This is a genomic window from Paraburkholderia sp. C35, from assembly GCF_003121405.1.
Classification (GTDB): Bacteria; Pseudomonadota; Gammaproteobacteria; order Burkholderiales; family Burkholderiaceae; genus Paraburkholderia.
On the sequence record NZ_QBUY01000166.1, the window covers coordinates 1 to 13,131 of the forward strand.

Below are 13,131 nucleotides of genomic sequence, written 5' to 3' on the forward strand. Positions count from 1 at the left end.
GGTGTTAGCCCGCTTTCTTTTGCCTACTTTTCTTTGCGGCGGCAAAGAAAAGTAGGTGCCGCCCCGCACAGGGGCAACGCATGAAGAACCAGAAGCAAAACGCGGATGCCAGCGACAGCGCAAGCCAGCGACAGCCTCAAACAAACACCTCCAAAGCCGTCGCAGACAGAAAAAAAATCAGAACACCTTCACTGGCACATTCACAACCAACCGGTACTCCATATTATTCGGATCGGAGTAATGCGCCGTCGACTTGTGATACATCGCGATAAACGTGATCTTGGTATCCTTGAACCGCCCGCTCTGCAGCGTATAGCTAGGAATAAAGCCGATTTCATGGTGCGTGCCATGCACATACTCGCCGTTACGCGTATACGGCCCAATAGCACCCGAAGCAGCACCAGCAGAAGCATCTGCGCCCCAACCCGTCACACCCCACAGCATCGCCTTGAACCCAGGCAACCCGGCATACTTGCCATCGAACGTATACCGCAGCTGAAACGACTTTTCATGCGGTGCGTTGTAATCGACGTCCATCGAGTTCACGAGATAAATACCGTTGGTCTCGTTCACATAGTCGAAGAACTGATCGCCGAGAATCTGCTGATAGCCGACCAGCACCTGATGCGGACCATGCTGCGCCGACAGCGACAGGCTATACGCATTGTTGTCGATGTGCCCTTGCAGCGCAGAACCCGTCTGGTGCGTCGAATAGATGTTCGCAAGGCCAGCCCACTTCACCGTGTTCACATCGCCGATCGAATGCGAGACGGCTGCGTAGAACTGATTCCACACGTCTTCAGCCTGATCGGCATACAAAGTCAGTGTGCCGTTCGGCGAGTAATCCCAGTTGCCGCCGAAGTACGACACGCGCTTGAACGTGACGCCGCCGTATGACGTCGTCAGATCGCTCAGGTTCGTGTGGCCGCGCTCGTCGACCTTCGTGAAGCTGCCAGCCTGCAGCGTGACGTTATGGATGTCGTTGCTCACAGCCGACACGCCGAGGAAAGTCGGCGGCAGTGCACGGTTGTCGTGCGGTTCCATGAACGGGTTGTTATCGACGATCTGCAAACCGTACTTCACGACCGTCTCGGAGATGCGCCCCTTGATGTCGTACATGCCCGGATACGCCCACGCCAGCTGATCGGAACCGCCGCCGCCCTTCGCCACGTGCACCATGTTGCCCGCGCCGTTGCCGCCGTCGAGCTTCAGTGCCGCGAACAGCGACGCATCGAAGCCAAGGCCAACGGGCCCTTGCGTATAGCCCGATTCGAAGTTCGCCTGCATGCCCTGAACCCACGCGTGACGGTGCGGGCCGCCTTCGTTGTCGAACTGGTCGGCGTAGTTGCGGAACAGCAGGTTCAGATGGCTATCAGCGATCAGACCTTGGCTCTTCGCCTGGCTCGACAGTTGCGCGGGCGGCGTCGCGACCTGCTCGGCTTCCGCGTTCACGACCGCGTTGTTGGTCTCGGGCTGGACGTCAGCCGTGTTCGGCGTGTGCTTCAGCTTCGGCTTCTTCGTTTGCGCGTCGGTCGCAGCGGGCGCGGCCGGTGCCGCTTGTGCGATGGTTGCGCTGGCGGCCGTGGGCGTCGCGGCATCGTCGGCGAATGCCGCGGTGGCGATCGTCAACGCGGGCAGGCCAATGGCCAGCAACGCGAGCTTCGATGCTCCTGATGTGGATCTCTGGGTTGTCATTGCAATTCCATTTTTTGTAGTGGATGAAACCGTGGCGTGGCGGTCGGCCGCGCCGTTTTATCGCCCGTTCCCGCCGTCGCGCGAACGAACGCCTCCCTCGGCGCAGCGGCTAGCTGCGTCGTGGAAAAAGGGTTGTGTGAAGCTAAAGGTGTGTCAGGTCATGACAGCGCGTATGCAGGCAACCTGCGTGTGACCGATACCCGTTGCGCTCGCCACGGGCCGCTGGTTCGCGCAGGCGTCGATGGCATCCGGGCAGCGCGTGCGGAATGCGCAGCCCGAAGGCGGTTTCAGCGGCGACGGAATCTCGCCGCGCAACAGCACATGCTCGCGCGCACGTTCAGCAGCCGGATCAGGCAGCGGCACGGCGGACAGCAGTGCCCGCGTGTATGGATGCTGCGGCTCGCGATACACGTCGCGCTTGTCGCCGAACTCCATCACGCGGCCCAGGTACATCACCAGCACGCGCTGGCTGATCGCCTTCACGACGGCCAGATCGTGCGCGACGAACAGCAGCGACAGCGATAGTTCGCGTTGCAGATCGCGCAGCAGATTGACGATCTGCGCCTGGATCGATACATCGAGCGCGGACACCGGTTCGTCGCAGATCACGAGTTGCGGCTCGTTGATCAACGCACGCGCGATGCCCACGCGCTGGCACTGCCCGCCCGAGAATTCGTGCGGATAGCGGCGCAGATGATGATTGCTCAGGCCGACTCGTTCGAGCATCGTGCGCACACGCACGCGTGTCTCCTCCCGTCCCAGTTGCGGCTGATGCGTCTTCAGCGGCTCCGCGACGATCTGTTCGATGGTCATGCGTGGATCGAGCGACGCGAGCGGGTCCTGGAAAATCATCTGCACGTCGCGGCGAATCTGCGAGGTATCGCGCGATGCGCCTTTGACGGACTCGCGGCCTTTCCACTGCACGCTGCCCGACGTCACGGGCGCAAGGCCGATGATCGCGCGCGCAAGCGTCGACTTCCCGCATCCCGATTCTCCGACGAGACCCACCGTCTCGCCACGACGAATATCAAAGCTCACGCCATCGACGGCGCGCAGCGTGGCTTTCTTCGACCACGGATAGCCGCCCTGCGCGATGCTGAAATGCACGCTGAGGTTGTCGACCTTGAGTAGGGTTTCCTGAGCGCTCATAGCACCTCCGCGATGGTCTGGACGGGGCGATGGCAGGCGCGCAGCGCGTGCACTTCACCTTCGATCGGTTCGAGCGCCGGACGCGTCGCGCGGCAGGTTTCTTCTGCGAAGGTGCAGCGCGGCGCGAACGCGCAGCCTTGCGTCGAAAGGCCCGGCAGCGGTGGATTGCCCGGAATGGTTTGCAGCGGCTGATCGTCTTCGTCGGTGAGGCGCGGCAGCGCGTTCAGCAAGCCGATCGTGTACGGATGCGTCGGCGCGGCGAACAGTTGCCGTGCGGGCGCCTGTTCGACGGTTTGCCCTGCGTACATCACCATCACGTCGTCGCACAGGCCGGCTACGACGCCCATGTCGTGCGTGATCAGGATGATCGCGGTGCCGCGCTCGCGGTTCAGTTCGCGCAACAGTTCGATGATCTGCGCCTGCACGGTGACGTCGAGTGCCGTGGTCGGCTCGTCGGCGATCAGGATTTCAGGCTCTGACAGCAGCGTCATCGCGATCATCACGCGCTGGCGCATGCCGCCCGAAAACTCATGCGGATACATGCCGATGCGGCGCGCGGCGTCGGGAATACGCACGCGTTCGAGCGCTTCGATCGCGCGCTGCTTCGCTTCGCGGCGTGACAGCTTGCGATGCAGTTGCAGCGTCTCCGTCATCTGACGTTCGATGGTCAGGAACGGATTGAGCGAGGTCATCGGGTCCTGGAAGATCATGCCGATGCGGTCGCCGCGAATGCCGTTGAGCGCGGCATCGTTCATCGTCAGCAGGTTCTTGCCGTTGTAGAGCGCTTCGCCGCTGACCTTGCCGTTCTTCGCGAGCAGGCCGAGCAGCGCCATCACGGTCTGGCTCTTGCCCGAACCGGATTCGCCGACGATGCCGAGCGTCTTGCCTTTTTCGAGCGAGAACGACACGCGCTGCACGGCATCGACGGGCGCGCTGTCGCGGCGCGTAAAGCGCACGCTCAAGTCTTTGACTTCTAGTAGTGCCGGGTTATGTGCCATCTCAGCGGTCCTTCGGATCGAGTGCATCACGCAGGCCATCGCCGACAAAGCTCACGGCATACAGCGTCGCGCACAGCATGAGGGCAGGGCACAGCAGCAGCCACGGTGTGGATTCGAGCTTCTGCGCGCCGTCCTGAATCAGCACGCCCCAGCTTGTCATCGGCTCCTGCACGCCGAGGCCGAGGAACGACAGCACCGATTCCGTCAGCACGATGCCCGGCACCGTGACGGTTGCATACACAACGACGACACCAATCAGGTTCGGCACGATGTGGCGCGTGATGATCGAGCGCGAATCCACACCGATGGCTTTCGCGGCATCGATGAACTCGCGCGAGCGCAGGGACAACGTTTGCCCGCGCACGACGCGCGCCATGTCGAGCCACGAAAACGCGCTGATGGTCAGCACGACCAGATAGAACGCGCGGCCGAACAGCGTCATCATCAGGATGGCGATCAGCATGTAGGGGATCGCGTACATCATGTCGACGATACGCATCATCACGGCATCGACACGACCGCCGAGATAACCCGCCGTCGCGCCCCACGCCACGCCGATCAGACCCGACACCAGCGTGCCGAGCAGACCGACTTCGAGCGACACGCGCCCGCCGACCAGCGTGCGCACCAGCAGGTCGCGGCCGAGTTCGTCAGTGCCGAACCAGTGCATGTTCTGCAGCGTGGGCGCGAGGCTGATCGAAGACCAGTCGCTATCGATGGCATTGTTCGGCGACAGCAGCGGGCCGACAAAACATGCAATCACGATGAGCACGAGCAACAGCAGCGCGAAGAACGCGGCGCGATTGCGCACGAAGCGGCGCGCGGCGGTGGCGAGCGGGCTGCGCGAGGGCGGCGCGTCGACAGCCGTCAATGAAACAGGTGGCATTCTCATCGGTATCAGTAGCGGATACGCGGATCGAGCCATGCATACGCAAGGTCGACGAGCAGGTTGAACAAAACAGCGACGGTCGTCGTCAGCACGACGAGGCCGAGCACCAGCGTGTAATCGCGGTTGATCGCGCCGTTGACCACCAGTTGCCCGATGCCGGGCAGCGCGAACACCGATTCGGTCACGACGGCTGCCGTGATCGACGAGATGCATACCGAGCCGAGCAGCGACACGACAGGCATCAGCGCGGGTTTCATCGCGTGGCGCAAGACGATGGTGCGCGCGGGCAAGCCCTTCGCGCGCGCGGTGCGGATAAAGTTGCCTGACAGCGTTTCGATCATGCTGCCGCGCATCACGCGCGCGATCAGCGCGACGTTGATGATCACGAGCAGCGTGATGGGCAGCGCGCGATAGCGCCACTCGCCTTCGCCCCAGCCGCCCGCAGGCAACCAGCCATGGCCGTCGGCGGTTTTCAGCAGAATGGCAAACACCCACACCAGCAACGGACCGAGCACGAACGGCGGAACGACGTTGCCGATATTGCCGAGCACCATCACCGCGTGATCGATCACGCTGTCGCGGCGCACGGCCGCAATCGTGCCGAGCGTCACGCCGATCACCACGGCGATCGGCACCGACACGCCGCCGACGCCGAGACTCACGGGCAGCGCCTTCCACACGAGATCCGTGACGGACCAGTCGGTGTATCGGAACGACAGGCCGAGATCGCCATGCAGCAGTGCCCACAGATAGTGCAGATACTGCTGCCACAGCGGTTCATCGAGGTGATAGCGCGCGTTCAGGTTCGCGAGGGTAGCCGCCGACAGCTGCTTCTCGGTGTCGAACGGACCGCCCGGCGTGAGATGCAGCAGCAGATAGCATGCGGTGATCACGGCGAGGATCGTCGGGATCGCCCACAGCGTGCGGCGCAACGTGTATGCAAGCATGGGTGCCTTTCCTGCGGATTAGTGCTGTTAGTGCTTGATCACGTACATGTCCTGCGACGCGCGCATGTCGAGATAGTTGGTGGCTGCGTAGCCGCCAACGTACGGCTTCACCAGACGCGCCGCCGAGTACTGGAACAGCGGGATCATCGGATAGTCGTTCATCGCCAGATCATGCGCCTGCGTCAGCAGGGCGGTGCGCTGCTTGTCGTCGGTCTGCTGGTTGCCCTCATTGATCAGCGCGTCGACCTTCGGGTTGCAATACTTCTGGTCGTTCTGCGGGCTGTTGCAGCGGACCAGATCGAAGTACGAGTTCGCGTCGTTGTAGTCGACGAACCAGCCGTCGCGTGCGACCTGCGTCTTGCCGTCGTGGCGCATCTTCAGCAGCACCTTGTATTCGACGTTTTCGAGCTTGGCGTTGACGCCCAGCTTGGTGCGCCATTCCGACGTGACGAACAGCGCGACCTTCTTGTGCAGATCATTCGTGTTGTACGTGAACGAAAGCGACAGCGGCTTCGCATCGGAATAGCCCGCTTCCTTGAGCAGGTTGCGCGCGTAGTCGACGCGCTTGGCCATCGGCCACGATGCCCATTCCGGCTTGTAAATCGCTGCGCCTTCCGTGCCCTTCGAGATCAAACCGTACATCGGCAGTTCGCCGCTCGACGTGAGCTTCGACGTCAGCAGATCGCGATCGATCACCATCGACAGCGCCTGCCGCACGCGCTTGTCCTTCAGCACGGGGTCTTCGTTATTGAGGCTGTAATAGTAGGTCGCAATTTGCAGGCCTTTTTGCAGCTGCGTGCCGAACTGCTTGTCGACCTGATTGAAGATGCCCGACGGAATCGTGTACGTGTAATCGAACTGGCCGGCCTGATACATGCGCATCGCCGTTTCATCGCTTTCGATGGGGAGATACGTGACCTTCGATACCACCACCTTCGGCGCATTCCAGTAGTTGCTGCTCTTCGTCACGACGAGACGGTTGTTCGGCTGCCAGTCGTTGAGCGCGAACGCACCGTTGCCGACGAAGTTCGCCGGACGGGTCCAGTCGTTGCCGAACTTCGCCACGACGGCTTTATCGACGGGTGCCATCGGCGCCATCGCGGCCAGTTGCGGGAAGAAGGCCGCGGGCACTTCCGTTTTTACTTCGAGCGTGTAGGCATCGACTGCGCGCACGCCGAGGTTTGTCACGGGCGCCTTGCCTGCGATGATGTCCTTCGCGTTCTTCACGAACTCGACGAGGTTCGTGTACTTCGAACCCGTCTTCGGATCGACCACGCGCTGCCACGAATACACGAAGTCCGCTGCGGTGACCGGCTGGCCGTTACTCCACTTCGCATCGTGACGCAGCTTGAAGACCCACGTGTCGGGCGCGGTGCGCGTCCACGACTGCGCGACGCCCGGCACGATCGCGCCCGTTGCGTCGATGCGCGTGAGGCCTTCGAACAGGTCCAGGCCGATTGTGTTGCCCGTCCACGATTCGATATGCGCAGGATCGAGCGATTCGGTTTCGGCGGGAACCTGGCGCGTCAGCTCCTGGCTCGCGGCGAGTGTCGCGCCGGACGGAACCGTCACAGCCGATGCGTTTTGCTGGAATGTAAGGACGAGCGCGGCCAGCGCCGTCGTGTAAACGAACGGTGTCTTCATGGTTGGTTTCGCAGAAAAAATCGGGAGAGGAACGCGAGCGGCGCGGACGCCGCTAACGGTTATCCGCGTGATGTGAGCCGGGGTGGCCCTTGTTCGGTGTACGGCATGCAGGATTCCTTACAATTATTATTACAGGCATCCTACAGCGGATTTTCATGCGCCCCCGCGATGTGCGGAAGCGCTTCCAACCAGGATCAAATGCCTGCCTTCTAAAACAGCCTCGGCGTACCGACCCACACGACGACCGATTCCTTGCGGGCCGTATTGGCCCAGCTATGCGGCACCGTCGATTCGTAATGCGCGCTGTCTCCCGCGCGCAGCACGAAGGTCTTGCCTTCCAGCGTCAACGACACTTGTCCATCGATCACATAGATGAACTCTTCACCAGCATGCGTCGTGACTTCGGAACGCTTTTGCCCGGGTGGCATCCTCACGAGGATGGCTTCCAACTGACGGCCCCCCGACAGATTGGTCATCCGGGCAAACAGATTCGCCGAGTCAGCGAAACCAAAAAACTTCAACTCGTTTGCGCGACACACCGAGCGCTCTTCGCTGGGTGTATCGACGAAATACTGCACCTTCACTCCCAACGCATTCGCAATACCTGCCAGCGACGTGATGGACGGCGACGCGAGACCGCGCTCTACCTGCGACAGGAACGGCTTCGAAATACCTGCTGCCGTTGCTGTCTCGTCGAGCGTGCGCTTCAGCCTTTGCCTCAGCGCGCGGATCTTGCTCCCCAGTGCAAGTGCCGTGTCTTTCTCAAGTGTCGTGACCATAACAAAACCAAATTAGTCCGTCAAAATTAGTTTGATATAAGCAAATGTTGTTTGATGACGTATGCCTCTTTCCCCGCCCAGCCTTGCGTAGGTTGACAACTCTTGCGTGCTGATCAGAGCGTTTCAATCTTTTCGAGAAAACACTCTATGTTGCCAGATCGCAAAGAGCTCTCTACAGATTTGCGTTACATAACTGAGGCTGCAATCAGAAGAGCAGTGCAATCCTGGCGCGCATCTCAGTGGATACCCGAAGCGACAAACGCTGTTTCGATGCGCACAATCGCAACCTCGCGCGGGTGGCCCAGCCGGGTTCGTCCGCCAGCACTTCCGTTTGCAGCGATCCTGCGGCGGCGTTTTGATCGGTACGTCCCGACCGGACTGCCACCGACGAATGAAGGTGAATACGCATGTCGATTTTTTCTTTCGCAGTCTTTCCGCATCCATCCCGCATATCAAGTACGCGTGTCCCATTGCAGCCCTTGCAGCCTTCCGGACGGTCTGCGCGCGCGATGCTTTATCATTGAGCCTTCGTCACGCGTTGTTCGCGTCGACGGCCTCCCGCTGAAGTCCTGGTTGTTCCGTTTTCGACGCGGACCGCGCTGTCCGTTGCTCGTATCGCACTGAACCGTCGCCCGATGCCGCATTGCGCGTGGGCCACGGCAAGTCATCGACGATCTCCAGTTTTTGCAGCTTTGCCACGTGGCATCGCGTCCGTTCGACGCGTGCATGCGCGGTTGCTATCTCGTAAATAAGAGGAAAGCATGAAATCACCCGTATCCCAGACCCGGTCGTTCTCGACGGTCTTTCTCATCGAGATGTGGGAGCGTTTTGGTTACTACGGCATGGCCGCGCTGCTCGTGCTGTTCATGATCGACCGGCTCGGTTTCGACGACAGCCACGCAACGCTGACGTGGGGCGCATTCGCGGCGCTCGTTTATGCGTCGCCGTCGATCGGCGGCTGGATCGGCGACAAGGTGCTGGGCGCGCGCCGCTCGATGGTATTCGGCGCGCTGGTGCTGGCGGCCGGTTATCTGATGCTGGCGATGCCGAGTGACAGTCTCGAGTTCATGTATGCGTCGCTGGGCGTGATCGTGGTGGGCAATGGGCTGTTCAAGTCGAACGCCGCGAACCTCGTGCGCCGCATTTACGAAGGCGACGATGCGCGCATCGACAGCGCGTTCACGATCTATTACATGGCGGTGAACATCGGCTCGACGGTGTCGATGCTGGCGACGCCGTGGATCAAGGATCACTGGGGCTGGCACACGGCGTTTGCCGTCTGCTGCGCCGGCATGCTGATCAGCGTGCTGAATTACTTCCTGATGTTCCGCACGCTGGCGCATGTCGGTTCCGCGCCGGATGCCGAGCCGATCCGCTGGAAGCGGGTGCTCGCGGTTGCGCTGGGCGGCATTGCATTGGGTACGGCAACGATTTTCGTGCTGCAGCACAAGGCGGTTGCCGTCGCGTGCGTGTATTCGGCGGGCGTCGCGATTCTGGTCATCTTCGCGTACATGTTGATCAAGTGTGAGCGCTCGGAGCGTTCGGGCCTGCTCGCCGCGCTGATCCTGACGATGCAGGTGATCCTGTTCTTCGTGTTCTATCAGCAGATGTCGACGTCGCTGACGCTGTTTGCGCTGCGTAATGTCGATCCGACCTTCTCGCTGTTCGGCACGCATCTGTTTACGTGGAGCGCGGCGCAGTTCCAGGCGCTGAATCCGATCTGGATCATGATGCTGAGCCCGCTGCTCGCACTGCTGTATACGAAGCTGGCGAAGCAGGGCAAGGACGTGCCGGTGGCAGCGAAGTATGCGTTCGGGTTTGCGGTCGTCGCGGGAGGGTTCTTTGTCTACGCGTGGAGCGGCAGCTTTGCCGTCAATGGCCGCGTGTCGTCGTGGTGGATGGTGGGCGGTTATGGGCTGTACTCGCTCGGCGAACTGCTGGTGAGCGGTCTTGGTCTCGCGATGATTGCGCGTTACGTGCCGGCACGGATGAGCGGTTTCATGATGGGCGCTTATTTTGTCGCGACGGGCGTGTCGCAGTATCTGGGTAGCGTGGTGGCGAATCTGGCGAAGATGCCGGCTGGGGATCTCGATCCTCTGGTGTCGCTGCCGCTGTATACGAAGCTGTTTGCCGAGCTTGGATGGCTGGCGGCGGTGGGTGCCGTGGTGGCCATTTTGCTGCTGCCGCTGATGGGCAAACTGTCGCGGGCGCATCAGGAAAGCGCCGAAGCGGCGCTCGTTGAAGAGGGCGCGGCGGCTTCTGCGCAGTAAGCTGTTGTTTTGCCCCATCCGGGGCAGGGTTTTGGAAAGGCGTGCTCAGGTGAGCGCGCCTTTTTCGTTCTGGTTTCTGGTTTCTGGTTTTTGGTTTTTGGTTTTTGGTTTTTGGCGCTTAGCTGCGCTGCTCGCGAGGCAGAAAAAACACGGTCCCCGCGTTAAGCTAACAGAACCATCAAAAAAGCTGGCGAAGTCAAAACCAGAACCAGAACCCAATGGAAATCCACATCTCTGTAGAGGGCCGCCACGACCTGGCGGGACAAATCTACCGTCAATTGCGTGCCGGCATCGTGGAAGGGCGCCTTTCCAGCGGCACGCAACTGCCCTCGACCCGAGATCTCGCCACCCAGCTCGGCGTGTCTCGCAAGACGACGCTCGACGTATTCGATCGTCTGCTAGCTGAAGGCTTTCTGATCGCTAGACCCGGCTCGGGCACCTTTGTCGCCGAAGGCCTGAACCGGCTGCCCGCTCAGAAACCGTCCCATGCCCGCGTCGCGCAGCACGCCAGCGAGACGGCGCATTCAACTGCACGCGCACAACCCGTCTGGCGCACCGTGCCTGACGTGCTCAGCCCGCAACCGACGCCCGGCACCCCATACGACTTCATCGGCGGCATCACGGACAAGTCCCATTTTCCCTTCGACGTCTGGCGCCGCTGCGTCAACCACGCGCTGCGCGTGCAGTCGCGTGGACGCGGCACGTATCGCGATGCCGCCGGCGAGCCGGAATTGCGGCTCGCGATCTCACGCTATCTCGCGTTCAATCGTGCTGTCGCGAGCAACTGGGAAGACATTATCGTGACGCAGGGCGCGCAGCATGCGCTCGATCTGATCGCGCGCGTCGTGCTGCGTCCCGGCGACGTCGCCGCCATCGAAGATCCATGCTATCCGCCTGCGCGCGCATGCTTCGCGGCCATCGGCGCGAAGGTCGCAGCCGTACCCGTCGATGCCGATGGCCTGATCGTCAGCAAACTGCCGAAGAACGCGCGGCTGGTTTACGTGACGCCGTCGCATCAGTTTCCGCTCGGCATGCCGATGAGTCTCGCGCGGCGTGTCGAGTTGCTGGAATGGGCGCAGGCGCGCGACGCCGTCATCATCGAAGACGACTACGACTGTGAATACCGCTTCGAAGGACGGCCGACGGAGCCGCTAAAAAGCCTCGATCGCGCAGGTCTCGTCGCCTACGTGGGAACGTTTTCGAAGACGATCTTTCCCGAACTGCGGGTCGGATACATGGTGCCGCCCGCTGCGCTGTTCGACACGTTGCGCAAGGCACGCCAGATTGGCGACTGGCATGGCTGCTCGCTGACGCAGACAGCGCTGTCCGGTTTCATGCTGAACGGCGACTTCGCCAAGCATCTGAAGCGCACGCACAAGCTTTACGCTGCGCGTCGCGCGAGCCTGCTCGCTCATCTGCGGGGCGATCTCGCGCGCTGGTTCGAGCCGATCGTACCGACGGCGGGCATCCATCTGGCAGCGCTGCTCAGGGCGCCGCTTACGGAAGCTGCCGTGATCGAGGCGGCGCGTGAAGAGTCGATCGCACTGCATGGCCTCGCACCGTTTTATGTGCGCGCGAAACCACAACCAGGCCTCGTGTTTGGCTATGGCGGCATCGAGGCAGAGCAGATCGATACCGCGCTGGGCAGGCTCGCGAAGCTGCTGCCACGAGTCGAATCAAGGACTTGAGTTCGCGCCTGAAGTCTTGAATGTGTCGCTTTGTCAGGCGTTTCCGACGCTCGAGCGTATGACATGGCTGCCTGAACGGGTGTTGGTTGCCGATGGATGAGGTCGACGATTCGTGCTGGACAGGTGCATCGAAATGGCTTGCGGATCGCGTTTACCCCTTAAAAACAGGCTCCAAATGCGCGGGGTAGTCGGCGGCGCGCAACAAACCGTAACCGTTATACACAAAAGATTCGCGCAGAAAGCAAAAGCGCTTGTAGAATCCGCCCTTGAAGTGTGTGCATATCGCGTGCGCTTCTCGCAATCAATGACCCTTAGAGGTAGGAGAAATATGGCGACTTCCGCAAAAAAAGTAGCGGCCAAGAAGGCTGCTACGGTTCCGACCAAGAAGGTTGCTGCAAAGAAAGCTGCTGCTCCCGCAAAGAAAGTCACGGCTAAGAAGGTCGCCGTGAAGGCGTCCGGCGTTCCCTCGCCGATCAAGGACACCTTCACGAAGGCCTCGCTGGCTGCACACGTTGCGGAGCGTGCTGGCGTCGAGCCGAAGTCGGCGAAGGCAGTTCTGGCTGCACTCGAAGACACGATCCTCGGTTCGGTCCACAAGAAGGGCGCAGGCGAATTCACGCTGTCGGGTCTTCTGAAGATCGTCGTTCAGGCTGTTCCGGCGAAGAAGAAGCGCTTCGGCAAGGACCCGTTCACGGGTGCAGAGCGCTGGTTCCCGGCTAAGCCTGCAACGGTTCGTGTGAAGGCACGTGCGTTGAAGAAGTTGAAGGACGCAGCAGCGTAAGGTTTTTGATGCGCCTCGATGGCGGCGCGGGCCGTTGTCGTGGTTCATTTGTGGTCCCCACATGCGGAAGTGTGTGGGGATTTTGTTTTTTTGTTTTTGTTTTTTTGTAGCTGGTTGTGGGCGTGTGCTGTGTTTGATGACGGTGCTGGCGTCCGCGCTTTGTTAGTGGTCTGCTAGTGTTGCCCCTGTGCGGGGCGGCACCTACTTTTCTTTGCCGCCGCAAAGAAAAGTAGGCAAAAGAATGCGGGCTAACACCACCCGCTTCGGTCTTTGCCTGCGGGCCCCCAACGG

At 61.1% G+C, this 13,131-nt stretch carries 10 protein-coding genes; 3 read left to right on the forward strand and 7 right to left on the reverse strand.

The window, feature by feature from the left end; all coding sequences use genetic code 11:
* Positions 1-177: 177 nt before the first annotated feature.
* The 7 genes from DK391_RS42115 to DK391_RS42145 form a co-directional block, all read right to left on the reverse strand.
* The gene (locus tag DK391_RS42115; RefSeq protein WP_109483930.1) at positions 178-1,695 is read right to left on the reverse strand and encodes an OprD family outer membrane porin; all 1,518 of its coding nucleotides are present in this window, start codon (positions 1,693-1,695) and stop codon (positions 178-180) included.
* A 153-nt stretch (positions 1,696-1,848) separates the two neighbouring features.
* The gene (locus DK391_RS42120) at positions 1,849-2,844 is read right to left on the reverse strand and encodes an oligopeptide/dipeptide ABC transporter ATP-binding protein (protein ID WP_109483931.1); all 996 of its coding nucleotides are present in this window, start codon (positions 2,842-2,844) and stop codon (positions 1,849-1,851) included.
* Positions 2,841-3,842, reverse strand: a complete 1,002-nt coding sequence (locus tag DK391_RS42125; protein ID WP_109483932.1) for an ABC transporter ATP-binding protein — start codon at positions 3,840-3,842, stop codon at positions 2,841-2,843. The genes DK391_RS42120 and DK391_RS42125 overlap by 4 nt, the downstream gene beginning before the upstream one ends.
* 1 nt (position 3,843) lies before the next feature.
* Positions 3,844-4,728: an ABC transporter permease subunit gene (locus tag DK391_RS42130; RefSeq protein ID WP_162601059.1), complete on the reverse strand. Its 885-nt coding sequence runs from the start codon at positions 4,726-4,728 to the stop codon at positions 3,844-3,846.
* An 11-nt stretch (positions 4,729-4,739) separates the two neighbouring features.
* Positions 4,740-5,678, reverse strand: coding sequence for an ABC transporter permease subunit (locus tag DK391_RS42135; RefSeq protein ID WP_109483934.1), 939 nt, complete (start codon positions 5,676-5,678; stop codon positions 4,740-4,742).
* A 27-nt stretch (positions 5,679-5,705) separates the two neighbouring features.
* The gene (locus DK391_RS42140; RefSeq protein WP_109483935.1) at positions 5,706-7,322 is read right to left on the reverse strand and encodes a peptide ABC transporter substrate-binding protein; all 1,617 of its coding nucleotides are present in this window, start codon (positions 7,320-7,322) and stop codon (positions 5,706-5,708) included.
* A gap of 209 nt (positions 7,323-7,531) precedes the next feature.
* On the reverse strand, positions 7,532-8,101 hold the full coding sequence (locus tag DK391_RS42145) for a cupin domain-containing protein (RefSeq protein WP_109483936.1): 570 nt from the start codon (positions 8,099-8,101) through the stop codon (positions 7,532-7,534).
* A 761-nt stretch (positions 8,102-8,862) separates the two neighbouring features.
* Here DK391_RS42145 and DK391_RS42150 point away from each other — a divergent pair.
* The 3 genes from DK391_RS42150 (at position 8,863) to DK391_RS42160 (ending at position 12,840) form a co-directional block, all read left to right on the forward strand.
* On the forward strand, positions 8,863-10,371 hold the full coding sequence (locus DK391_RS42150) for an oligopeptide:H+ symporter (RefSeq protein WP_109483937.1): 1,509 nt from the start codon (positions 8,863-8,865) through the stop codon (positions 10,369-10,371).
* Between the two features lie 218 nt (positions 10,372-10,589).
* On the forward strand, positions 10,590-12,059 hold the full coding sequence (locus tag DK391_RS42155; protein WP_109483938.1) for a PLP-dependent aminotransferase family protein: 1,470 nt from the start codon (positions 10,590-10,592) through the stop codon (positions 12,057-12,059).
* A gap of 328 nt (positions 12,060-12,387) precedes the next feature.
* Positions 12,388-12,840, forward strand: coding sequence for an HU family DNA-binding protein (locus DK391_RS42160; protein ID WP_109483939.1), 453 nt, complete (start codon positions 12,388-12,390; stop codon positions 12,838-12,840).
* The last annotated feature ends 291 nt before the right edge of the window (positions 12,841-13,131 follow it).